This is a genomic window from Pontibacter deserti, from assembly GCF_023630255.1.
GTDB classification, from domain to species: Bacteria; Bacteroidota; Bacteroidia; order Cytophagales; family Hymenobacteraceae; genus Pontibacter; species Pontibacter deserti.
Genome location: NZ_JALPRS010000001.1, coordinates 1,517,646 through 1,543,879, shown reverse-complemented (window position 1 = coordinate 1,543,879; position 26,234 = coordinate 1,517,646). Strand labels below are relative to the sequence as shown.

16 protein-coding genes are annotated in these 26,234 nt (G+C 38.6%); 4 read left to right on the top strand and 12 right to left on the bottom strand.

All coding sequences use genetic code 11. From position 1 onward, the window contains the following. Nucleotide 1 precedes the first annotated feature (1 nt). From MJ612_RS06635 to MJ612_RS06625, 3 genes are all read left to right on the top strand, one after another. On the top strand, nt 2–637 hold the full coding sequence (locus MJ612_RS06635) for a response regulator (RefSeq protein WP_187032600.1): 636 nt from the start codon (nt 2–4) through the stop codon (nt 635–637). Between the two features lie 292 nt (nt 638–929). Then, a complete protein-coding gene (locus tag MJ612_RS06630; protein ID WP_187032598.1) occupies nt 930–2,324 on the top strand; it encodes a sensor histidine kinase in 1,395 nt (464 codons plus the stop codon). 6 nt (nt 2,325–2,330) lie between these two features. After that, the gene (locus MJ612_RS06625) at nt 2,331–2,741 is read left to right on the top strand and encodes a response regulator (protein ID WP_187032596.1); all 411 of its coding nucleotides are present in this window, start codon (nt 2,331–2,333) and stop codon (nt 2,739–2,741) included. A gap of 60 nt (nt 2,742–2,801) precedes the next feature. Here the strand turns inward: MJ612_RS06625 and MJ612_RS06620 are convergent, their stop codons facing one another. Continuing rightward, nucleotides 2,802–3,647, bottom strand: a complete 846-nt coding sequence (locus MJ612_RS06620) for a phosphatase PAP2 family protein (protein WP_187032594.1) — start codon at nt 3,645–3,647, stop codon at nt 2,802–2,804. A gap of 146 nt (nt 3,648–3,793) precedes the next feature. Further along, nucleotides 3,794–5,185, bottom strand: coding sequence for an undecaprenyl-phosphate glucose phosphotransferase (locus MJ612_RS06615; RefSeq protein ID WP_187032592.1), 1,392 nt, complete (start codon nt 5,183–5,185; stop codon nt 3,794–3,796). A 798-nt stretch (nt 5,186–5,983) separates the two neighbouring features. On the opposite strand from MJ612_RS06615, the gene MJ612_RS06610 reads away from it, so the two are divergent. Next, nucleotides 5,984–13,744: a PKD domain-containing protein gene (locus MJ612_RS06610; protein ID WP_250419078.1), complete on the top strand. Its 7,761-nt coding sequence runs from the start codon at nt 5,984–5,986 to the stop codon at nt 13,742–13,744. A gap of 128 nt (nt 13,745–13,872) precedes the next feature. Here MJ612_RS06610 and MJ612_RS06605 read toward each other — a convergent pair whose 3' ends face one another. From MJ612_RS06605 to MJ612_RS06560, 10 genes are all read right to left on the bottom strand, one after another. Then, nucleotides 13,873–16,794 carry a malectin domain-containing carbohydrate-binding protein gene (locus MJ612_RS06605; protein ID WP_187030621.1) on the bottom strand — a complete coding sequence of 974 codons (2,922 nt, stop codon included), beginning with the start codon at nt 16,792–16,794 and terminating at the stop codon, nt 13,873–13,875. 518 nt (nt 16,795–17,312) lie between these two features. Beyond that, complete coding sequence (locus tag MJ612_RS06600) at nt 17,313–18,242, bottom strand: hypothetical protein (RefSeq protein WP_187030619.1); 930 nt, start codon at nt 18,240–18,242, stop codon at nt 17,313–17,315. 84 nt (nt 18,243–18,326) lie between these two features. Continuing rightward, nucleotides 18,327–18,809, bottom strand: a complete 483-nt coding sequence (pssE, locus tag MJ612_RS06595) for a PssE/Cps14G family polysaccharide biosynthesis glycosyltransferase (RefSeq protein WP_187030617.1) — start codon at nt 18,807–18,809, stop codon at nt 18,327–18,329. Continuing rightward, nucleotides 18,806–19,294 carry a glycosyltransferase family 28 protein gene (locus MJ612_RS06590; RefSeq protein ID WP_187030614.1) on the bottom strand — a complete coding sequence of 163 codons (489 nt, stop codon included), beginning with the start codon at nt 19,292–19,294 and terminating at the stop codon, nt 18,806–18,808. The genes pssE and MJ612_RS06590 overlap by 4 nt, the downstream gene beginning before the upstream one ends. Further along, on the bottom strand, nt 19,291–20,391 hold the full coding sequence (locus MJ612_RS06585) for a glycosyltransferase (protein WP_187030612.1): 1,101 nt from the start codon (nt 20,389–20,391) through the stop codon (nt 19,291–19,293). The genes MJ612_RS06590 and MJ612_RS06585 overlap by 4 nt, the downstream gene beginning before the upstream one ends. Then, nucleotides 20,388–21,470, bottom strand: coding sequence for a glycosyltransferase family protein (locus MJ612_RS06580; protein ID WP_187030610.1), 1,083 nt, complete (start codon nt 21,468–21,470; stop codon nt 20,388–20,390). Before MJ612_RS06580 ends, MJ612_RS06585 begins: the two co-directional genes overlap by 4 nt. 47 nt (nt 21,471–21,517) lie before the next feature. Beyond that, on the bottom strand, nt 21,518–22,447 hold the full coding sequence (locus tag MJ612_RS06575; protein WP_187030608.1) for a hypothetical protein: 930 nt from the start codon (nt 22,445–22,447) through the stop codon (nt 21,518–21,520). A 62-nt stretch (nt 22,448–22,509) separates the two neighbouring features. Then, a complete protein-coding gene (locus tag MJ612_RS06570; RefSeq protein ID WP_187030606.1) occupies nt 22,510–23,484 on the bottom strand; it encodes a glycosyltransferase family 2 protein in 975 nt (324 codons plus the stop codon). Between the two features lie 133 nt (nt 23,485–23,617). After that, on the bottom strand, nt 23,618–24,763 hold the full coding sequence (locus tag MJ612_RS06565) for a hypothetical protein (protein WP_187030604.1): 1,146 nt from the start codon (nt 24,761–24,763) through the stop codon (nt 23,618–23,620). A gap of 142 nt (nt 24,764–24,905) precedes the next feature. Continuing rightward, nucleotides 24,906–26,225 (bottom strand): flippase, encoded by a 1,320-nt coding sequence (locus MJ612_RS06560; protein ID WP_187030602.1) that lies wholly within the window; start codon nt 26,223–26,225, stop codon nt 24,906–24,908. Nucleotides 26,226–26,234 lie beyond the last annotated feature (9 nt).

Here is a 26,234-nt window from a genome sequence, read left to right as displayed (position 1 = left end):
TATGATCAAACTTTTAATTGCTGACGATTACGTCCTGATAAGGGAAGGACTAAAAAAAGTAGTAAAGCGCGAGTCTGATATGCAGGTGGTGGCAGAAGCGACCAATGGTGCAGAAGTTATCCGGTTACTACAGAAGAACGAAGTGGACGTAGTTGTGCTGGATATTAGTATGCCGGTAAAAGAAGGTATTGATGTGCTTAAAGACATAAACAAATACTTTCCTACTATACCGGTACTGATCTTAACCATGCATTCAGAGAAAAAATATGCTGTACGCGCCCTGATGTCCGGAGCGGCTGGCTACTTAACCAAAGAAGGTGCCGCCCGCGAACTTATAGTTGCTATCCGGAAGATTTATGAAGGCGGAAAGTATGTATCTCCTGCACTGGCTGAGTACCTTGTAGAAGCAGTGCGAACAGGAAGCAAACAAACACAGCAGCACGACCAGCTCTCTGATAAGGAATTCCAGATTATGTGTAAGCTGGCATCCGGAGAAAGCGTTAAAAGTATAGCAGAAGCGCTCCACATTACAACCAGCACCGTGCATACTTATAAAAACAGGATCTATAAAAAAATGAACCTCTTTACCATTCCGGAGCTAACCAAATACTGTATTAACCAAAACCTGCTCGACTAGCTATACTTCTACAACTTCATCCTGTGTCTACTGATTTTTAGGTTTATACTTTCTTTATAGTATTAACTCTAGTATTGATATAGTCATATGTTGTCATAAATGATGTGATAACATTGTGTAGTAGCTGCTACATGCATTTTGCGTCAAATACTTAGCTTTCCCTCCTGTCTTACACGTTCTTTGTTAGAATAGAACAGAGCTTTTTCGCTATGGTTCTGTTTGCTCTTAAAATGAAAAGTTAATACTTGTACTTACCCTGGTACAGGTATAAAGCACCAAAACACTATAATGGATGAGAGAGGGCACTAAAAAGGTCACAACAGACCTGGTTCTTCTGGTTACAAGCACCGGCCACTACCAGGAATTTGAGACCGGAGCAGTCTCTGATCTTTTATTGCACCAGGAGTTCAGGCCTCACCTTAGCATGATCCTTCCTGAAAGTATAGTTACACAAGTGATGGAAGCTGTAACGGATGCCTTATATAAAGGAGCCGTACACATGGTAACTTATACATTGGGGTTAGGTGCAAAACAGGAATACTTTGAAGCTAAGGCCATACCGCTGCATAAAAAGCATGTTTTATTGCTGATACAAAATATTACCGAACACGAAGAAAATAAAAAGGCGCTTTACCAGAAAAACTCCCTCCTGCAAACTGTAATTGATACGGTTCCCCCTGAAATTACCGCTTTCGATAACCAAGGCAACATCACAATCATAAACAGGGCTGCTCTGAACCGGGAAATAAACGGGAGCGACCTGATGGAAAGTGAAACGCTTAATTTAAAGCACGATGGTACTACAGAATTTTCAGAAGATGAATTGCCGCTGGTAAGGGCTTTCAGAGGGGAGGCTGTTTATGACCAGATTGTAGTCAAAAAGCGGGAAGCTTATTTCCCAAGAACATACCTGGTTAACGCCGTACCTCTGAAAGATGAAAAAGGCGGACTGAGTGGCGTTGTATTAACGGAACGGGATATCACCGATATAAAAAACATTCAGCATAAGCTAAAGTCTAAAATAAAGGATCTTGATATGTTCATGTACCGGGCATCACATGATCTTAAATCGCCGCTGGCTGCCATGAAAGGGGTGCTTGAGCTAGCAAATTCAAAAGCAAGTTATCCGGAAATGAAAACTTACCTGGAAATGCTCGGTAAGTCTCATTCTCTTTTATCTACAACTGTAAACGATCTTATCAGCCTGACAAGGATTTCCCAGAAAGAAGTTGAGAAGATACATATTTGCCTGAACTCATTTATACATGAAATAGCTGAGGCCTTAAAATTGCTGCCACAGGCTGCCCATATCAAGATAAAAGTTTGTGTGCAGGAAAGTATAGCTGTTGAAGCTGATGAGGGCCTGTTGCGTGCAGTATTACAGAACCTGATCTGTAATGCCATTGTGCACCATTACAGAGAAGGAGAGGACCGGTTTGTACTGGTAACTGTGCTGAACCAGTTTAAAAATGTTTTGATTGAAGTAACCGATAACGGGCCGGGAATACCTAAAAGTATACAGGACAAAATTTATGATATGTTCTTCCGGGGAAACCTGAAAGCAGGTGGTTCGGGGCTGGGCTTATTTATAGTGAAACAGGCCATCGAGAAGATGGGAGCAACGCTGGAATTAGTAAGTGATGAACAGGTAGGAACAACGTTTAGTGTTATCATTCCTAATAAATAGAACAAAATGAATAAGCTTAGCCAGGTTTTGATAGTGGATGATGATGAAGTAAACAACCTCTTCTGTAAGATTGTAATTGAGCATTCTGGAATATCAGGGGATGTGCATTATTGTATGAGCGGGCCTGAAGCGCTCGACTATCTTTCGATGTGTATTAAGAGTGGCGCCAACGTTCCTGACCTGATACTGCTGGATATCAATATGCCATTTATGAATGGTTTTGACTTTCTGAACCTATACAATGAGTTCGGTTATCATGAACAACTGCACACTAAGATATCAATGCTTTCATCTTCTGATGTTGAATCTGATGTAAAGACAGCGATGAAGTATAAAGGGGTGATAGATTATGTTACCAAACCGCTATCAGAAGAAGCGCTGAACAGGGTGCTCCAGAAATTAGATAGTGCTGCCTAAGGTTAAAAAAGAAACCATAACTGCTGTATAGTTTTATACTTAGCTAAACTAAGATTTAACTCACCAGGTGTGCTGGGTTATAGCAGGTTGAGGAGTAATTTTTGCCAAGCTACGGCTTTTATGGGAGAGCTGATCAAGGTCGATGAACAAAGCCAATCCGGCTGCTTTTTGGTTGTAAGTTGGTATTAAGGTAAAAGGTTTGCGGCCCCAGCGGTTACGGTGCGACAAATAAGACAAATGTGCCGATAGTATACCAATTCCAGCCCCTACAAATACATCAGATTGCCAGTGTTTATTTTTTAACATCCGGATGGCGCCTACACTGGTAGCAATTGCGTATGCGCCTACCCCATACCACTGGCTATGATGGCGTAATTCTGTATGTACAATAGAGGCTGCCAGAAAAGCCTGCGCTGTGTGCCCGGATGGCATTGCTTCGTCATCTTCTCCGTTGGGTCTTTCCAATTTCGTTACTTCTTTCAGGCCAAATACCATCACCGCCATTACGGCTTCTGCTTTAAGTGTCACAAGAGAGGTATTAACCAGGTCATTATTTGACCTTACCTGCATCAGGTTCACAATGGCTAATTCTACATAGGGCGCAATTAGGAGCGGGTCATCCAGCCAGGTATCAAAGTTGGGGTGGTTATCCAGAATATCTTCGCGGGCGTCATAGCTGCTATAGAGTCCATTGTCCCGGATGGTGCTTACGCCATACCCGATAAGTATAGCCGGAACGATAGTGGCCTTAAAAAGCTTTGATTTATAAAAAGGGACTTTAAGCGTGGTATCAGGCTTTGGGGTTTCATACTTCTTAAGTGAGTCTGTCTGTTGCGCCAGAAGTTGATGACCAAATATCATCAGCGTCAGCACCAAAGTCATCAAAAAGTGAATTGGTCTTTTCATAACCTTAAACTTATTGCTGCTATACTTTTGGCATAAGATGTTATTACTTAGGTGAGTATGAACTTGTAAAATCTTAGAGCTTGCTTTATACTAGTTATTAAGGTACACAATAGGAAGATGCTGTTCTGCTTAATTTGTTCAGACAGTTAGTAGACATCATCTTCAAATTTCAATAACTGCCAGATGGTAAGAAAGATGATTTTCATGTCGAGAAGAATCGACCAGTTTTCAAGATACCACAAGTCCGCTTTTATCCTGTTAAACATAGACGAAGTTTCTCTTGTTTCACCTCTGTAACCGTTTACCTGCGCCCAGCCTGTAATACCAGGTGTAAGGAAATGCCTGACCATGTAGGAATTAATAACCTGAGAGTAATCAACAGTTTGTTTTAACATGTGAGGTCTTGGACCAACTACCGACATGTGCCCCAGCAATACATTAATAAACTGAGGTAACTCATCAATACTGGTTTTTCTGATTATTCGACCAACTCTCGTTACTCTTTCATCACCTTTAATAGCCTGCTTGCTATCAGATTCACTGTTAACCACCATACTTCTGAACTTTAAGCAGTAAAAAGGTTTGTTGTTTTTACCGGATCTCAGCTGTACAAAAAAGACAGGGCCTTTTGAATCCAGTTTTATTATTAGTGCAAGTATAGGTGTTAGCCAACTCAGTCCTAAGATTATTACCAGTAAAGAGAACACAATATCAAAAGTTCTTTTCGCTATTTCATTCGCTTTATTTTCCAGAGGTTCTGGTCTGGGTTTAAGCACTGGTACAAACCCAAACATATCAACTAACAGGGGCTTGTGAATTATCCCTTTTATATCTGGCACAATCCTGAAGCGAATAATTTTATCATCAGCTTCCTGCATTAAACGCTCTATTCTTTCACATTCTGTTTGTGGCAGGGCGCAGTAAATTTCTTTTATATTGTTAGCATTAGCATAATTTAAACATTCATCTACACAGCCTAAATAATTTATATAAGGAGGAACAAGTTTCGGGTCATCATCAAAAATTCCAAGAGCACGGTAGTTAAGGTGTGGGTTTGATGAAATATAATTGTGAAAATCGATTCCTACTGAACCTGAACCTATAATGACAATTTTGTTATAGCCAATCCAGGATTTACGGTAATGCCGTCTTAGTAAGAGAAATAAAAATCTCCACACCAATATTAAGAAAGGGAACAAAGCAAAGTAATATATAAATGGGGTAGGAGGAATATAAAGCTCAGGTAGCGTAAGTTTGATAAGAGCAGCAAGCACAGAAAAAATACACAAGGCACCTAAGTTGGCATTTAAAATAAGTATTGCATCACGTTTCAGAATATAGCTGTATATATCAAAAATATTAGAAGAGTAGAACCAGCAGAAGTTCAAAAGAAGAATCGTTAGCCTATAATCATAAACATCCAGCCAGGCCAGATCATGATTTGTCGTAATGAAGCAGGCATATAAGATTCCATTCAAGAGACAGTAGTCTACTATGACATTAATCCACCTAAATAAAATTGAGTATTTATGCGTCATAGTATAAATAGTATACTTTATGTCATTTCTTAATTCTATAGATTACACTTTCTAAGCAGACGAAAAGGCGCAGGGTGCAAATAAAAACTCTTACACAGGATAATTTTTATTTATAGTATACTTAATTATAGTTAGTGAGATTGCTATATTCTAACTTCTTTAGTTAAAGCGGGATTATAGTGAGTTAATGTACTATAAAACAATACCATTCTTTAATTGCACTATATTTTTATGCGTTAGATGCAGAAAATGAATTAGTATACAAAGGTGGGGGTGCATTGTTACTGCTCTTATTATTATACTAACTAATTATTAACACTCACCAAGTATAAACGAGCATACACTTCTTAAAAATTATTATTGAAACTTAATAATAATTAATTGGTTTATTTAAAGTATAAATAGGAGGCAATAAGCTTATTATTTGCAAAAAAACTTACACCAAATTTTTTATTGATAGATGTTATAGAAGGAAAATAATTACCTATGATATAATTGTCTTTCTAAATACGCTGTCTCTTTTAAGATTTTTTGAATTTGCTAGCTTTCCTCACATGATCAAGTTAGTTAGTCTGGCTTTGATTTAAAATTAATATAGATCCACTGTATGTAGTCTTCAGGTCAATTGATGTGGATTTTGACCATAAATCTGTAAGATTTATCTACTCAAATAAACCTGCACCCTGTTAACCTTTAGAGGTTTTTAATTGCTTAAAATCTGTCTTCTATAATAGAAAACTCTTATCAGCTATGTGCAAGATATTTACTGTCAGTACTTTTGGAATAAAAGTTCTTTGGATGTGCACAGTCTTTACGTTACTATTTGCTGTTCAGGATGGTTGGGCACAACAAAAAAAGAAAAAAGCAAAGCTTCCTCCGACAGACCTATCAGGAGCATATCTAGCAAATGCACAATATAATTTCAATACAAGCGGACTTCAGAATGTTGTATTAAGTAATCCAACTTCTCTTCAGTTCGGGCCAGATAGCCGGCTATATGTATCACAGCAGGATGGTGTTATAAAAGCTCTGACAATAAAGCGCAATGGCGCAAATAGCTACTCTGTAACCGCTACAGAAACAATTGGCCTTATAAACCAGATACCTAATTATAATGATGATGGTACGCTCAATACAAGCGTTACTAAAAGGCAGGTAACAGGTATATTGGTTACGGGTACAGCCGCACAACCTATTTTGTATGTTAGCTCCAGTGACAGCAGAATAGGAGGTGGATCGTCTGCAGGCGATAAAAATCTTGATACTAACTCTGGCATAGTATCTCGTTTAACTAGAACGAGTAGTGGTTGGACTAAAATTGATCTGGTAAGAGGTTTGCCACGCTCAGAAGAGAATCATTCTGTCAATGGAATGCAACTTGATGAGCAATCAAACAAACTTTTTTTAGCTGTAGGAGGATCTACTAATGCGGGTTCCCCATCTAATAACTTTGCCTTTACATGTGAATATGCATTATCAGCTGCCATTTTATCAATAGACCTCACAGCTATTGATGCAATGCCTACACAAGGCAGTGGTAATACGGCATATAAGTATAACTTACCAACACTTGATGATCCGACAAGAACAAATAACCCTGATGGTTCTGATGTAAATGATCCTTTTGGTGGAAACGACGGACTGAATCAGGCGAAGATTGTTGCTGGTGGTCCAGTACAGATTTTTTCTCCTGGGTATCGTAACGCTTATGATTTAGTAATTACTAAAACTCCGGGTAAGGCCAGGAGAATGTACAGTATTGACAATGGCGCAAATGCTGGATGGGGAGGTTATCCCGAAAATGAAGGATCTGACGGAAGAGTCACTAATAATTATGTAAGTGGCGAACCTGGTTCTACCGGACCTGGACAAAATGATCCAAAAGTTAATAATCTGGACAACCTACATTTTATAGGTGATCTTAGCACTTATGTACCAGGTAGTCATTATGCTGGTCATCCTACCCCTACGCGTGCAAACCCTTCAGGTGCTGGTCTTTATACACATGATGGAGTATCTGGTTTTTGGCGTACAAGTAAAACAGGTACAAGTCCACTGCCTGCAGACTGGCCACCGTTACCACTAAGCATGGCCAATCCTATTGAAGGTAACTTTCAGAACCCTGGAGAAACCGATCTGGCATTACTTACCTTCGAAAATTCTACTAATGGTATGACAGAGTACACAGCATCTAATTTTAATGATGCGTTAAAAGGGACATTGCTTGCTGCAGACTTTGGAGGTAACATTCATAAGATTACTCTTACAGAAGATGGAAGTGATGTTACAAACCCCAGATCAAGCACAAACAAATTAACTCAGGATTTACCATTTGCTTCAGGATTTGGGTCTCAGCCGCTGGATGTCGTAGCACAGGGAGACAATGATATTTTCCCGGGATCAGTTTGGGCGGCAACATACGGATCTGATGTAATAACAATATTTGAGCCTGCAGATTTTGTGAGCTGTACAGGTACTTACAGTACTAGTCTGGATGATGATCTAGATGGCTATTCCAATGCAGATGAAATAGATAATGCTACTAACCCTTGCTCTGCATCAAGTATGCCTCAGGACTTTGATAGAGACCTTTTATCAGATCTTAACGATTCAGATGATGACAATGATCAATTGGGTGATAATATTGATTTATTTGCTTTAGACCCTCAAAATGGCTTAGCTACAAATTTACCTATACGCTATGACCTCTTCAATAATGATCCGGGCACAGGTTTGTTTGGATTGGGTTTTACCGGACTTATGAGCAATAAAAAGCCGGATAATGATTACTACAACCTTTATGATGAAGGAAATCTTATTGCTGGTGGGGCTGTGGGAGCTTTCTCTGTGGTTGCCGTTTCTGCAGGAGATGCCTTAGGAAGCTTAAATAACCAGGAGAACGCTTTTCAATTTGGCGTTAATGTAAATGCAAGTACTGGACCATTTACAGTACATACAAGTATGTTCGGACCATTCTTCAATAATAAAGCGCCACAAAATTTTCAGTCTCAGGGGCTTTACATTGGTACAGGTGATCAGGACAATTATCTAAAAGTTGTTTTAAACGCTAATGGCGGGGCAGGAGGAATCGAGGTTGTATATGAAAACGGAGGTCAACCTACTTCATTTCAGTACGAACTTAACGGGGGTATACCTGCTTCTACTTTAGATTTGTATCTCTCTGTAAACCCATCTGCCGGAACTGTTCAGGCTAAATATGCACGTGATGGTGGGCCAGTTACTAATGTAGGAAGTCCTATACAGGTAAGCGGAGCATTGCTTACAGTTCTTCAAGGCTCTCCCGCTTTGGCAGTAGGTATAATTGCTACGTCCCGTGAGTCATCTCCTTTTACCGCTACCTGGGATATCATTAACGTTACTGCTGATCCAGTCACATCTGTGGGATCTTGGGAAACAATTGCTCCCGCTTCCGGCACTCCAACTTCAAGACATGAGAATGCATTTGTTCAGGCTGGTGATAAATTTTACTTATTGGGAGGAAGAGGAACCAAGCCTGTTCAAGCGTATGATCCGGTAAATAAAACCTGGACGAACAAAGCCAATACTCCAATAGAAATGAATCATTTCCAGGCAGTAACAATAGATGGGCTTATTTATGTAGTAGGTGCATTTACCGGTGGCTACCCTCATGAGACTCCTATACCTAAAATTTATATATATAATCCACTTACAGATAAATGGTTAGATGGTCCAGCGATACCCGAAGCAAGACGTAGGGGATCTGCCGGGGTAGTCGTAAGAAATAAAAAGATTTATTTAATAAGTGGTATCACTGACGGGCATTATGCTGGGCATGTTAAATGGTTTGATGAATTTGATCCCGCAACGAATTCATGGAAAACACTTCCGGATGCTCCTCGGGCTAGAGACCATAGTCATGCCGCATTAATTAATAATAAGCTATACTTGGCTGGTGGACGTCGTTCTTCCTACGCTACAGGAGAAACATATAGTTTAACCGTGCCAGAAGTAGATGTTTATGATTTTGAAACCTCTACATGGTCTACGCTACCAAGTAGCAGTAATATTCCAACTCCACGAGCTGGTGCTTCTACAGCAGTACTTGGAGATGAAGTTGTTGTAATTGGTGGAGAAAGCGTTTCTCAGTCCGGAGCACACAAAGAAACAGAAGCACTTAATGTCTCTAAAAATACATGGCGTAGATTAGCTGATCTACAGACCGGACGTCATGGCACACAAGCTATTGTTAACAACAATAGCATCTATGTAATGGCAGGCTCTGGTAGTATGGGTGGATCTCCGGAATTAAACTCACAGGAACGCTTTTACATGTTTGCTCCAACCACACCTACCGGAAATGCATTGACTCAGAGCCTGCTTTCCGCTCCTGGTGAAGTAAAATACGGGGCAATTGCAGTCAATACATCAAGTACAAAATTAGTGGCTATAACTAACACCGGAACAAATCAAAGCATTGTATTATCATCAATAGGGATAACAGGTTCTGCTGCTTTTACTTATACCTCGCCTTATGCTTTACCAATAGTTATTCCGGTAGGTGGAAGTATAAATTTAAGTGTAACCTTTAAACCCACAGCTACAGGTTCACAGACAGCAACGATGACGTTAACTCATTCCGGTTCAGGAGGCTCTACAACTGTTGCTCTGTCAGGTGGCGAGCCAGGCACAGCCATACGTATAAATTCAGGTGGGCCGCAGATGATCGCTTTTGATAACACCTTTGCAGCTGATAAACTTTTTAGTGGTGGGAATGTATATACCAACACTGCTGCAAGTATAGAAGGAACAGAGTATGACGCGTTGTATCAAAGTGAGCGCAGTAGTAGTGTAGATTTAGGAAGCTTCGATTACAACATCCCAGTTGCTGCAGGACAGTATTTGGTTAAGCTACACTTTGCAGAGATATATTATGGAGCCACTGGGGGCGGGGCTTATGGTATAGGTAAGCGCGTATTTAATGTTACAGCCGAGGGTAATCCAATACCTGGACTTACCAATTATGATATCTTAGCTGATGTCGGAGTTATGACAGCTGTTGTAAAAGAAGTACTGGTAGATGTACAGGACGGGACATTAAATTTAAACTTTAAAGGTGTAGTTAACAGACCGAAAGTATCGGCCGTTGAAGTGATCGCTCAGACAGTTACAAACGGTGTGTTAGCAGCAAACCCAACATCACTTCATTTCTTTTCGCAACAAGCAGGCACAACTTCTGCTCCGCAAACTATAACACTAACAAATAGCGGGACTACTTCTATACAAGTTAATTCGGTAAGTCTTACAGGTGCTAATAATGCTGAGTTCTCTCATAACTTCACCAACCCTGTAACAGTCAATGCAGGTGGATCAACTTCAATAGGTGTCACTTTCAAACCTTCTTCTTTAGGAACCAAAGTAGCACAGCTCAGCATAACTCATACAGGCACCAACTCGCCTTTAAGCGTTGGATTAACTGGTGAAGGCATTAATAATAACCCTACACCAAGTACGGCCTTATACCGGATCAATTCGGGAGGAGGTCAGGCGTCTACCTCCATTGGCACGTTTGCCGCAGATGCTTATTTTTCTCCGGACCCGGGCAGCACCTTCTCTAAAACATCCGCCATTGCCGGCACCACCGACGATATAATTTACCAGTCTGAGCGCAGTACCACTTCCAACACGGCTACTTTAACTTACAATTTCCCGGTAGGCAATGGCCAGTATACCGTTGTGCTGCACTTTGCAGAAATCTACTGGACGGCCATCGGCCAGCGGGTATTTGATGTGAGCCTAGAAGGCGTGAAGGTGCTCGATAACTATGACATTGTCAAAAAGGTAGGAGCTCTTACTGCTACCACCGAAGTCTTGCAGACAAGTGTAACAGACGGCATGCTCACCCTTGTTTTCAGCGCATTGCCTGGCGAAGGGGGAGTAAACCGGCCGAAGATTTCTGCCATTGAAGTACTTGGCACAATAGACGGCAGCAACCAGTTGCCTGTAGCCAATGCCGGGGCAGACAAGACCATTACGTTGCCTGTAAACAGCGTGCAGCTGAATGGATCGGGCACGGACGCTGACGGTACCATCTCCGCCTATGCCTGGAGCCAAATAAGCGGCCCGAACACGGCCACCTTCTCCAGCACCACTGCCGCCCAGCCGACAGTAAGCGGGCTGGTACAAGGCAGCTATACTTTTGCTCTTACCGTTACTGATGAGAAGGCCGCGGCAAGTACCCCGGACCAGGTTACTGTCACAGTCAATCCGGCAACGACAGTGAACCAGGCACCGGTGGCCAATGCCGGTCCGGATCAGACAGTGACAGCCGGGGCCGGAAACCTGGCCACAGTGCAGCTCAACGGCTCAGCATCTACGGATGCTGATGGCACCATTGTCTCTTATGTCTGGAAAGAAGGAACCAGCCAACTGGCTACCGGAGCCACTGCTTCAGTGAGCCTGGCAGTAGGAGTGCATACCCTTACCCTGGCAGTAACTGATAACCAGGGCGCCTCAGCCGAAGACCAGGTCGTTGTGACAGTCAATAGTGCTACGGCTCCAAGTACGGCTTTATACCGGATCAATTCGGGAGGAGGTCAGGCGTCTACCTCCATTGGCACGTTTGCCGCAGATGCTTATTTTTCTCCGGACCCGGGCAGCACCTTCTCTAAAACATCCGCCATTGCCGGCACCACCGACGATATAATTTACCAGTCTGAGCGCAGTACCACTTCCAACACGGCTACTTTAACTTACAATTTCCCGGTAGGCAATGGCCAGTATACCGTTGTGCTGCACTTTGCAGAAATCTACTGGACGGCCATCGGCCAGCGGGTATTTGATGTGAGCCTAGAAGGCGTGAAGGTGCTCGATAACTATGACATTGTCAAAAAGGTAGGAGCTCTTACTGCTACCACCGAAGTCTTGCAGACAAGTGTAACAGACGGCATGCTCACCCTTGTTTTCAGCGCATTGCCTGGCGAAGGGGGAGTAAACCGGCCGAAGATTTCTGCCATTGAAGTACTTGGCACAATAGACGGCAGCAACCAGTTGCCTGTAGCCAATGCCGGGGCAGACAAGACCATTACGTTGCCTGTAAACAGCGTGCAGCTGAATGGATCGGGCACGGACGCTGACGGTACCATCTCCGCCTATGCCTGGAGCCAAATAAGCGGCCCGAACACGGCCACCTTCTCCAGCACCACTGCCGCCCAGCCGACAGTAAGCGGGCTGGTACAAGGCAGCTATACTTTTGCTCTTACCGTTACTGATGAGAAGGCCGCGGCAAGTACCCCGGACCAGGTTACTGTCACAGTCAATCCGGCAACGACAGTGAACCAGGCACCGGTGGCCAATGCCGGTCCGGATCAGACAGTGACAGCCGGGGCCGGAAACCTGGCCACAGTGCAGCTCAACGGCTCAGCATCTACGGATGCTGATGGCACCATTGTCTCTTATGTCTGGAAAGAAGGAACCAGCCAACTGGCTACCGGAGCCACTGCTTCAGTGAGCCTGGCAGTAGGAGTGCATACCCTTACCCTGGCAGTAACTGATAACCAGGGCGCCTCAGCCGAAGACCAGGTCGTTGTGACAGTCAATAGTGCTACGGCTACCAATCAAGCACCGGTTGCTAATGCAGGCCCTGATAAAACTATAACCCTGCCTACTAACAGTACTCAGTTGAATGGTTCAGGAACAGACGCTGACGGCGCTATTGCGTCTTATGCCTGGAGCCAAATAAGCGGCCCGAGCACGGCCACCTTCTCCAGCACCACTGCCGCCCAGCCAACTGTGAGCGGGCTGCTGCAGGGTAGCTATACTTTTGCTCTGGTCGTAACAGATGATAAGGGAACAGTTAGTGCACCAGATCAGGTAAATGTAACGGTAAACCCGGCTCCGGTATCTAACCAGCAGGTTGTTAGCTATTCATTAATAAATGCTAATACAGATCTTGAAATACAAACAATTACGGCTGGAGCTGTTCTGAATCTGGCTACGTTACCTACCAGAAATTTAAACATTAGGGTGAATACAAGTCCTACAGTTGTGGGCAGTGTAATTATCTCTTTGACCGGAGCTCAGGTACTGAATGTAAAGGAAAACAAAGCACCATATTCTGTATTTGGTGATACCAATGGTAACTATAAAGCATGGACACCTAAGACTGGAAACTATACTTTAATGGCTACTCCTTATACAGCTTCGGGTGGTGGTGGCACGGCAGGAACCAGCCTGACTATAGGATTTTCTGTTATCGATCAGCCTGCAGCTTCACAGGTTTTAGCCAATGGAGAATCTATTAATGCTGTAATAAAAGAGAATAAATTAATGGTTTATCCTAACCCTAATAAGGGTGATATGTTGAATCTCGAATTAAATGATTTTGGTCCTCAAGAAGAAGTAATGATTACGTTACATGATATGACAGGACGGTTGATACAAACACATAGAATTAAGACAGATGAAAGTGGTATTTTCAAATATGAGCTTAATTTGATGAATCAGTTGAACAAAGGTACATACATCGTAAGAGCCAAATCAAAAACTACTCAGGCCTCCACTCAGTTAATAATACAGTAATGAACTTATAAGCACTGCAAAATAAGAAGTCTGTAAAATCCTTAAAACAGAATACCCACCTTCCTGAGGTGGGTATTCTGTTTATTACCATCAAAGTTATAGATACTTAATGATGTTATAGTTTGGGGTTACTTTTTTACAATCTTTTTTACCTCTTTTTTTCCTTCAGAGGTTACGACTAGAAAGTAAACGCCATGCGTTAAATTTAAATTGGCGATATTAATATTTAGCTTTCCAGTTAAATCTTTTGGTTTTAATTCCAAATGCTTTCTTCCTAATTGATCTAGGAGTGTTATCTGTACATCTCCTTTATATGTACTTAGAAATTCTACAAATATTTGCTCATCAACAGGGTTCGGATATACTAATAAATTGCTTACTGTTTCTGTATTCATGATGCCTATACCGGAAGTATCAGTAGAATTTAACGAGCTGGTTGTAGTTGTACTAATTGGTATCACTTCAATAGCTGATACTAATGCTCCATTTTTAACTGGAATAAAATCAATATTTAAAAGGCCATCTGCTACATTTACATTTACTGACTCATAAATTGCTTTTGAACTGGAGCCAGTTCTGGCAAAAATATCATAATTAGTAAGTTTTAGTATACCTTCGGTCTTAACATTAAAAAGGCGAGTTCCTACACCCTTTTTACCTGAGATACCCCATACCTCGTTGAAGTGAAGTACAACTTTATAATCTCCTGACGAAACAGGTATATTATAACTGAACTCTCCTGTCCTGTAATATTGGTATAATTCAGAATCAGTGGTGTTAGATACACTTTTACTATTGTATCCTGTATAGCTTTGGACAGACTTAAAATAGGTATCCCTAATAAAAGTACCTGCTTGTGCTATATAATCATTACCTCCAACGTTTATTCTTATTGCAGAGGGAACAGTGCCATCAGGAGAACCTGAACTTCCACCAGTAGAACTTGAGCTTTTAATTGTTAAACGAAATGTATCGCTGGCAAGTGCTTTACTAGGATCGGTTGCTGTTACTTTGATATCAATATAACCAGTTTGTACTGCTACTGGACTTCCACTAAATGTACGCGTTGAAGCATTAAAGGTAAGCCATGATGGCAATGGGCTCCCGTCTGATAAAGTTGCTGTATATGTCAACCCATCTCCATCAGTATCATTAAAAGTATTAGTCGGGAAAGTATAAGTATATGTAATTCCTACCGTTGCTGTTTGGTCAAGGATAGGGTTTGTAACTATGGGCGCATTATTTACTAGTTCATTAACAGGCTCTGCAGCTAAAGTAGTAACGCTTATAGTATTAGAAGAAGCTGAAGTGCCACCTGTATTAACTGCTCTTACCCGATAATAATAAGTTGTATTAGTATTAAGCCCACTAATCTGAAGGGTATTGCCAGCTACTGTCTTGTTTTGATAACCTGTGATATAACTGCTAAAGTTACTGCTTGTTGATACGTCTATTCTATAGCTATCAGTTCCGGTAGAGGTTGTCCAAGTTGCTGTAAAACCTGTCTGGCTAATAGCTGTAGCAGTATTAGCTGTAGGTGCAGAAGGGGCTGCTACCACCTGTTGTACAGGTTTAGGGCCATACAAAGGCCATGGATCTGTAGTAGCTAAGAAAGCAGGCTTCTGGCTTAAGTAGTATGAGGCCTGAAGATTATCAGTTCCGGCTCCCGAGGCCCAGGTTGTTACGCCACCAACTACGTTGCCATGTACAAAAGTACCTTTAGTGGTTGAGTGAACATCAATATATCTTGTAATTACTTCATTTCCTGCTACATTATTATCTACAGAATAGTCATCTATACGGAGTCTCTCTTTTGTAACTCTGTTCCGGAAAAATGTGGTGCCCGGACCTGAAGGTCCCCATTGGTCTGCAGAATGTATATTTTCTACTAAGTTGCCTTCAAACAAATTCATATGGGAAAAGTAACCATGGATAGAAATATCACTTGGAATATTTGTGCTGGTAGAACTGTAAGCTTCACTAGACTTGTTATATCCAAAAACATTCCCATTTGCTCCATGGTCTGCCATCATAGAGTGGCGCAGTCTTCTAAAAGTATTGTTTTCAATTAAACAATCAGTTGTGCGCCCCGTTGTCAAAACACCATATCCATTGCCACCACCACCATGATTGAAACTATCATGGAAATAAGAGTCACGAACAGTCATATTTATACATGTGGCTAACTCAACATGCACTCTAACACTTTTATAAGAATGCACATTCTTTATCCAGCTATTAGCAGATCTTGCTATCCTGAATGTCCACTTGGCACCATCTTGTAGACATTCTGTATAAAAGTCCTCAAACCCAACTTGTTGTGCTGGTACAAACTTCCGGATTTTAGGATAAAACTCACCTCCTACATTATAAGAAAATCTTAAAGGTTTCTGTAAGGTAAGAGTGTTGGCACTCACTGATGCAATGCGTAATACCTGGCCTATAGATCTGCTACCTGTGTTGTAATCAGGAGAGATATAGCTGTTCATAAGAACAGGGTCATTGTTTTGTCTGATTTCTATATAATCTCCTGCAGCAAGCCCAGAAGAAGAGGAAACAACCAATTGAGTTGACCCTTTTGTAAAACCACTTATTACAGATACTTCGCTGGTAGTGTATGAGCCTTGTAGTACAAAGTTTCCGGTAGAAGTTGCCCCGGTATTAAAAATAAACTTAGTTAGCTTTTCGCCTGTACTGGATAAAGTACCTCTAATAATGCGCCTTCCAACTGCTGGTAAAGTTATGTATCCTTCACAACGTATAATACCTGCGGGAAACTTAATAATTTTATCCAGCGAAGCAGAGCTTTTAAGTAAGTTGTTTATGGCTAAGGTATTATCTGTTATTCCGTCAGCAACAATTCCATAATTTACTGCTAGTATCTCACTACCACCACTGGGTATACCCCCAACGACACCAGCTTTCGTCCAATCAGTTACTCTTGTGGATGAAATCTGAGCATAAGTATTATTAAAGAAAGTTATAAGGAGGGAGAAGAGAACTATAAAAGTAAGCTTGTAAAAGCATTTCTTTTTTGGTGATAATGGCATAGTACTAAGAAAATAAGGGTGGTTGATTAAGTCAATGTTGGGTGTTATTTAAATTTAATTATGATAATATTGATGTCGATGTTTAAGCGTTATGGTTAAAATACAATAAGCAATAATTTAGATTTTTGTCTTCCAGATACTGATTAAGTTTGAAAGTATAATATTTTCAAACATGTGAAAAGTAATTCACTAAAAACCATGGGTTTATAATGAAGATTTCCAATTTGAGACAGGGTTGATAATGATATAATTAAAATTAGGTAAATCTAATATAAGTTATATAGTACAATTGGTGAGGTGTTTTAAATATGATTTTAGTAATGATGCTTTGTATAGGCGCAGTTTGCCTTGAAAAACATCATCTGAAAAGATGTTAGCTATAGCTTCTTAAAATAGGATTGGGGATAATACCCTAAAATGAAATCAGCGATCAATATACTAGTATCATTTTAAGTATACTTGGGGAACTTTGATTTGAGGAAAAGTATGGTGCTTGCGTAGTAAATGGAAGTATAAGCTTATAACAATCTAAGAGTATCTTTATGTATATTATACCATCCGCGCTGACTCTCCGGAAAATCATTCTTATCTATAAGCTCAAAAAATTTGGGAATGTTAGTTATAAAACTTTCAGGCTTTATAAGCGGATGGAGCGTGAAGCAGCCATTTTGGTCATTTTCCCCCCAGTAGCATACTCTGTAATACCCTTTCTTTTTAAGTAGGTCTGAAAAGAGTTTTTCAGGTAGTTCCCAAAAATTGCGTTGCATTATACCTTTAGCTATTCGACGAAGAGATGGGTTTATCAATCTAATAGAGAGTTGTTCTGAAGTTAGACGATCTAAATCGGTTAAATAGAATCGAGTGGTTACGGTTTTGAAATAATAAGTATAACGGTTCTGGCGACTATGATATGGTTGTTTTAAATGGAAATTGCTATTGGGTGGCCCTGGAAGAGGATTAACAAACATTACCGATTGTTGTTGCAAATGTTTTAAAGCTCCATGTATCCATTGTGTTGCTTTACCCCCTATAAACATGTCAGAATCCATATGAATTACATAACGACTTTTGCATGAGTAAAGCCCAAAGAAATAACTGTAAAAAGGACCTCCTCTATAATCTTTATCCGGTATAGCATCTGTGTTTTTGAAAAATCTTTTTGAAACAGCTTTCTTAATTTCAGGGCTATAATCTACAGGAGCAATGCGTATTTTAGGATATGTTAAAACTAATTCTGCAAGAAGCTGAGCAAGCTTATGGCAATTTGCTTTAAAGTTTTCGCCAAACTTTTTACCCTTACTCTTTTTTGTTTCTACAGTAAGTATTATCTCCTCAACATCTTCATAAAAATAACTGATCTGTTTCCTTAGAAGTTGTTTGCATAAGGGGTAGTCAGTTGGGGATAAATTGATCTGAAGAGATATAGCTTTATCTGTTGTGCTTCCCATTGCCAAAAATTAATTATAGTTATCCATTAATTCAGCTGCTGCATTGTATGAGGTTATAGTATCAACTTTAATTAATGCTTCATTTTAATCAAAAATATAATTCCTGATTGATTCTATTAACTCCGGGGATGCATACTTATTTAATTTATGCGAATGTTTCAGGTCTCCATTTAATATTTCATGCAGTTTAGTTTCAAGCTCTGACTCATTATATGCTACTTGAATAAAATTAAGTTTATCGAAGGCTTTGGCTGTTGCTAACTGATGCTCATTCCTATGTTCTCCTAATTTTGCTGATCGGGGTAAGACTAAAATAGGCTTTTCGTATTCCATTGCAGATATGATGGTTCCCATACCTGCATGACTTATTATTAAATCTGCCTTCAGAAATAAGGCATCAAATTCAGGAGGTGAACAGAAGGGGAATGTTTTTATATTTCTTGCTCTATATTCTGATTTAGCCACCTGTGCTATAATGTCAATTTGCTCAAATCGTGACGCAATCCGGTCTATAGCTGCTATTAAGCGATCAAAAGGTTCCTGAGTACCGACAGTTATAAAAATCATGACAATACGTTACCATTAAAGATGATTTTACCTGTTCTAAGGTCTGGCCATTGTGTATAAACCCTGTTAGCAACCACGGAGGCTATACTTCCACTTAAGGAAAGTTTCTCTACATTAGCGATACTATCAATCCAGATTGTTTTTGCGCCTAAAAACCTGCCAATAACCATACCTGCTAAACCTGGTGCAGCACCAGTTGAAATAATTACGTTCGGGCGAATGTTATTTACAAGCTTATAAACTTCGTAAACCATCTTTATCAATCTTAATTTATTCCATCTGTTTGCATCTGTAACAGCATGAAAATCATACCCTTTTACTGTATCTGAGAAACTTGAGTTAGTAGAAATGAAGATTATTGAGCAATTTTCAAATGCAGGCATAAGACGCAGCAATTGAATCCAATGACCACCTGCCGAAGCGATTGCCATAACCTTTAAGTTTTCAACATCTGTATGACTTTTTATGCCTGAAGCTGTTGTCATAGAACATTTGCCTGTACAGATTTCTCTGTTGTTTGAAAGTAATTTAGAATAGATTCAACTCTTTGACTCCAGGAGTTATCATTAGCTTTTTGAATTCTTAATTGAAATAAGGTTTCATTGTTTTCATCAAATGCTTTATGACAGGTACTGCTAAAGTTCTGGTTGCTACACTTATAAACTAGCTTTTCGCCAAGCTCTAAGTTTCTGATGTTCGGTATTTCTGTTACGACACAAGGCTTTCCTAATGCTAAGTATAGCCACATTTTATTAGGTGTGACTCCTTTATTTATTCTTTCCTCTGCATAAGGTGCAATACAAACATCAACATTGTTTTGCAGGAGCTGATATAAATCTGTTCCTTCTTTAGGCCCCGTAAATATTGCGTTTCTGTGATGCTTATACCTTTCTTTTATATTCTTTGCTGCCGGGCCAATTAGATAAATCTTGTACTCTAAAACTAGTTGATCAAGTACATCAAGTGGAATTTTGAAATTCAAATATGCCACTAAACCCAACACAGGCTTTTTTAAGTGTGATGGTTTATAAATCTTGTCGTATTCAACAGATGGGGCTCCTAATGGTACTAAATATGTTCTCTTATTATATTTGATATGCCGTGAAAGCAGATAATCTGATGTAACTATACACATCTTAGCTTTAGAAGCTAATTTTTGTTCAATTATGCTGTGAAACAAATTTATAGGATAAAAGCTAAACTCTGAGTTGCCTATAAAATCATCTCCGCAGTAGTACACCACATCTGGATAAAACTTAGTTATAATATGTGAGGTATGATCGAAGGTTATCACCATTTCGAATTCAATGTATAATTTCCGGATTTCACTTAAGAGCCAATAGTGATAGAGTTCATTTACTAATGGAGTTCGATATCGAATCCGGTAATCGACCGGAAAGTAAGGTGTGATAAGTACTAGATTATCATCAGTAGTAGTCAAAACAATTTTGGGTAACCCTATTTTGCTTTTTTCAACAAAATAAACAACTCCCTTCTTTTGTAAACAACCTGATACCTGATGTCTGGAACGAGGGGGTTCTCTCCAAGCGGTAAGGGTAGTATATATCAAATAATTGGTCATTTATTTTCAGATAATTCCGTTGAATAGGATGTAATCAAAGAAGATTCTACCACTGATACTTTATCTTTAAAAACTGACTTAAGAGTAGTGGTAAGAAAATCAGTAAAGTTTATCCAGGAAGTAGCTTCTATGTATAATTTTAATTTTGTTATGTCTACTGGATTATTTTTGTTTTCTAGTTTTACCAGAAGTGATTTTAAGTCATTGTATTCTCTATAATTATAAATTAACCCTTTTCTGCCTAGCTCCTTAAATGATCCTCTATCAGGGCCTATAATAGTTTTACCATAAGATAGAGTTTTACATAAAGCAGCTGAGCTTAAAACAGAAGGTGAGTTATAAGTGAACAGTACATACTTGGAGTTTTCTAAGTATAGCATTAATTCAGGTTCAGAGATAATCCTGTTATCTATTTTAATATTTGGAAGGATGAACTTCTGTAGTGAATTGTAGTACTCTTGTGAATGAAATTTACCTGCAATTAGTATTTTATAATTTAGCAGGCTGTCTGATTTATAATTATACTTTATAAAATCATCTACCCCTTTATGAGGCTCAATTCTACCCCATATTAATAAGTCATATTCTGGTTTTTTAATAGCTTTTACAGGAGTGAAATTTTCAATTGGGTGATCAAAAGAATAATGCTTTTCAGGTGGTATTTTTAGTGTTATGGCTTTTGAATGAGAAAGAATAACATCAGCATGCCGAGCTAATACGGTTACGATTATTTTTTTGAGCCAGAGGTTTTGTTTGAAATGAGATAAGTTATTGTGGATGAACCACACGATTTTAACTTGAAGTAGCTTGGATATGATAATAATAAAGTATAATAGTATTGCCTGCATCACAGCCCAACGTTTACCAGCAATATCTTCTATCCAATTCAAATAAATGATATTTGTCTTCGGGATCTTTAGCAGCACATCCAATAAGCCCCAGGATGTCTGATTATTTACAATATTAAATTCATGACTCAGTGCTATTACTAAATTTTGTATGTAGTTATTCCCACCTTCCCTGAAGGTATGCTTTGTGATCGGGTATAAGTATAATGATCTTCTATTCTTCTCCATCATCCACAAATTTTTAACTAGATCAAACTATAGTTTCAGCAAAATTTCAATTAATTAGTGTGCGTCATAAATGCCTCATATATCAAATCGTAATTTCCCTTCTGAACATTTGGTAACTTATTATTCTGAACCTGCTCCAGTAGTTTAGGTACAAACTCAATGAAGGAAGCAGGCTTATATACAGGATGTAGGGAATAACACCCTTGCTGGTCATTCTCTCCCCAGTAATCTACACGATATGTCTTGGTTCTTCTGATATTCTCTGTTATCAATACTTCCGGCATCTCCCAGAAATTTTGTTGTAATAGTGCACGGCCAATTCTTTTTATATTAGGTTTAATTAGTTTTAAAAAGAGTTTATGATTTGTGAACTTAGTTATGTCTGTTAAAAAGACTCTTGTTGTAAAACGATCAAATACATAAGTATACCGGTTAAGTCTTTTTGTGTATGACTGGCAGATATTGAATTCAGAGGTTGGTGGACCTGAAAGGGGTAGTACAAAGGCTACTGAAGGATCATTGAGGAGTTTAATGGCCCCGGTAAGCCAATGCTTTGCATCTCCTCCCAATATCATATCACAATCAAGGTGCAATATCTTTTGGAATGCACAAGAGTATAACCCAAAAAAATAGCAATAGAAAGGGCCACCTCTAAAGTCTTTATCAGGTAAGAACTTGGTATTCGAGAAAAAAAGTTTAGCAACTTTTTTCTTAGCGTCGGGGCTATAATCCACTGGCACCACCCGAATTTTAGGAAACTGATTTCTTAAAGATTCCAGAAACAAATTAAGCTTATCCTGATAGTTATTAAAGTTATTTCCAAACCTTTTTCCTTTACTCTTTTTAGATTCTATAGTCAGTACTACCTCATCTATATGATTATAAAAGAAATTTATTTGAAACTGGAGCAGTTTCCGGCACAGTAAATAGTCCGAAGGTGAAATGTTTATCTGTAATGATATGCCATCCGTTCTGTTCATTTTAATTAGACTAGAAATTTTACATATAGCATTTTGGTTATGTACAGCTATTTATGCTTTATTCAGGTATGGTTCCTCAAAAGATTGGAGTCATGCACTACTCTGATCAACATAGCATATAGAATATTTACAACTGATATGTTGTATTTTCTGGATGAGTAAATCCACCTCCCTGCATTTTTCCAAAAGTCGGATTTTAATGATAATGAGATGACTTGTAGTTTTTTACGTCTTATATGTTGATGAACTTTCCTGTTTATATCCTTATAGAGAATATAGTCATAGTTACACTCAGGTTGCTTTAGCAAAAAATCTTCAAACCATTTTTGTTCGAGATCAATTGCGCGCATCTTCATTTCAGGATTGCCTGTGCTTGTTATACTTAGGCTGTTTTTCCTGTACTTGAATATAGGTTTGTTTGTATGTGCAATACCCTTTGTGCCGCAAGCTACATAAGCTGTGATATCATCTGCTCCCCAGGCAAGAGGTAAATTAACAAAGCCTCCATTCATCTTTAAAAACTTTGTTCTGTACACAAAGTCTGATATAAACTGATCCCTTTTGCCATTATTTATCCGGTGCCATATATTGTCATATAAAGTTTCAAACTCAGGCCAGGATGGAGTAAAAGTTATAGTTTCAGATTTTTCGTTTATAATTTGTGAGCGGCAATGGTATACATTCAGGTCAGGATATTTCTTAATTAATTTCTCAAATTCTTCAAGATAATCTGGTTCCATCATATCATCATCTCCCATCAATATAAAGAACTCACCTGATGCTTTTTCCAAGCACTTATTCCAGTTATTTATTACATTTTTTCCTCCTATGTTTTGGGAGTTTCTATAATATCTGATCCGATCATCTCTGAACTGATTTATTGTAGTCTCAAGTCTGTCAGGAGAGAAGTCATCTATTATTATTAACTCAAAGTTTGTATACTTCTGGGTAAGTATACTTTTAATGCATTCAGAAAGGAACATACCTTTGTAAGCTGGTATACCAATGCTAAAAGTATATTTACCACTGAATGTCATATTATATTAAGATTGGTTGATAAGATTGTATTTTAATATACTCATAATAAAGATCTCTTGTCTATGAAAGATAATTTTTTGTGTAAAACGTTATATTGTTAGGGTAAGAGTTTTAATAGAGGTTATAAAAGTCTTAAAGTATATTAGTATCAGGATTTAAGTTTTTTGTTTGTTCATTCATAGTTGATTCATAAGATTTATCTACTAAATATAAAATGAAGCAAAAAAATGGTATTGCACTGGCATTAGCATAGTACTCACTCATTAAAAGCAGCAGTAGCGAGTATAAAAATATTAACTTAAGGTACTTGGTTTGTTCAGTATAATACCTGCTTCGTAAACTCTTTATGTTCAGCCAGAAAATATTTAATACATAAAATATTCCGAACTGATTAAAGGCACCTATAATTCCTATATCACTCCTGAACAACTGGAGGTTCTCTTTAATATAATCTATTTCTTTGCCATAGTTTGAGAGGGAGTGAGGTATGCCATTTCCAATGACCTTAGTTAACCAATGTGGCCAATATTCAAATAAGAAGTAATGAGCAGAAATCAGGCGTACTTCATCTTCATTGAGCATTTGATTATTAGTCATTTCCACATATTCGCCAAACAGAACATCTTGATAAAAGAAGATAACAAGCGCGCATACAGATAAAGAAGTGAAAGCTAAAAACCTAGTTTTACCTTTCACCATAAATAATACCAAGATCATGCATGCTAATAAAGCTAATGCAAATTGCCTGGTGCCATAGTAATAGAACCCTGATAAACCAATAAAGACAAAAACCAGATTAGTTAATTTACGACTTACTAAAAAGTTATAAAAAAAGTATAGCGTAATAAATACTCCATAATGATGCCCATTAAGCATAAAGCGATAAACGCCAGCTCTCAGGAAATAATATGATTCATCCTCAGTTCTGGTTGCGAAATAATAATCTGGATAAGTAAACTGCTGTACAACTGTTAAAAGAACCCAAACCAGTCCTACTACTATCATTAAGTAGATTATCTTTTTAGGCTCGATGTTGAAAAGGTGTAATAAAAAATAGAATAGCCAAAAAAAGTTAGCTCTAAGAACCAGTAAAGAAAGGCTTAAGGATTGGTCATGGAAAACAAGTGCTCCTACAGCACTGAGTATTGGTATGGCAATAAAAAGCAAAACAATATTTTTGTATATCAGCTCTTGATGCCTTGCATGGTGTGTTAATAAAAAAAAGAATAAGCCAACAAGTACTAACACCTCCAGATAGTCAAATACACTATCAGACACGCCTGTAAATGACCATAGTTTTATACTTACCAGCGTTATAAGAATAACGAACCCATATTTTAAATCGATGTATGAAGACCGTGAAACCATAGCTGATAATTAGATAACTGATTTGTTATTACTTATTATGTCAATCTCATATTTACCTATTAAAATGGGCTATCAGAATTTTTCGAATGGCAAGCGGACTAAAATAAGATGGGTTAATAAGCTTGATCTTCATTTTCTGTAAGTATAGAAAAATAAGTATTAAGCCTAAAAGTTGGGTTAGTAACAGTACCATTGCAGTACCCGCATAGCTCCAGATGGGTATTAACCAAAAGTTAAGGAGAACACTTAGTACAGCACAGAGTGTAGTAATTCTAAAGTAAATCTTGTCAAAATTTAAATTTAGCATTACTAATATGCCCCAAATATTGCTTAGTGCAATAATCATAGGTAGGAAAGAGAGAATTCTAAGTACTATTGTGGATGGCTCAAATGCGTCACCAAATAATATCAGGATAATGTTTTTACTTAAAAAGAAGGTACTCAGGCATAAGATAAAAGTTGGCCATAATACGATTGGAAGCAGCTTTTGAGCAATCTGAAGTCCCTTATCTATGTCTTTTGTAATTTCATTTGATATATAAGGAAAGAAAGTATGCCGGAAAGGAAGTATAAGTATGGTTTGTATGATAAAAGTAATCTTTGTGCCTGCTGTATAATAGCCTACTTGTGCTGCATCAGTCATGAAACCAAGAAGTACTATATTAGCCGTAGTATAAAGGTTTATTACTATCAGAGATGTAAAATAAGTTTTCTCTTTCCAAAGCAGCTTTAAAGATGAAGGTAGGTCTATTATGTATAGTTTTATGTTATACTTTTTAAATGACCATACAAATGAAAATATACCTACCAGAACCTGCGAAGTGCTAAGAGCTAAAGCATACCAGATATAATCTGATTGGACATTAATAATAAGTAAAATACTTACAACAAAAATTAACTTAGATAAGAAATTTAATATGGCTACTTTAGATAAATCCTGCATTGCCTGAAACAACCACTCCTGAGTAAACAGTGTACCGACGCAGGAAAAAAAAGTAAAAACCGAAACTAACCACTCTTCTCTCAGTTGGGGGATAGATAAGAGACAGACCAAGAATATTACAGTAGCTATTAATAATAGAATAGCCTGGGCAGTAAATACCTCACTAAAAATTCTGTTCCTGTTTTCCGGATCTGAAGGGTTAGCAGCTAAACGTCTTGTAGCGGTTAAGCTAAAACCATAGTTAACGAGTAAAGATAAATAAACTACGAAAGCAGCAGCGAAGTTAATTACACCAAATTTTTCAGGGCCAATAATCCTTGATACTATTGGCACTGTTGCCAATGGCATTAGATAATTAGCTACCTGTACTACCCCTAATGATAGAACATTTGTGCCTAATTTACTGCTCTCTGTTCGTACGACTGTCATTTATTCAAC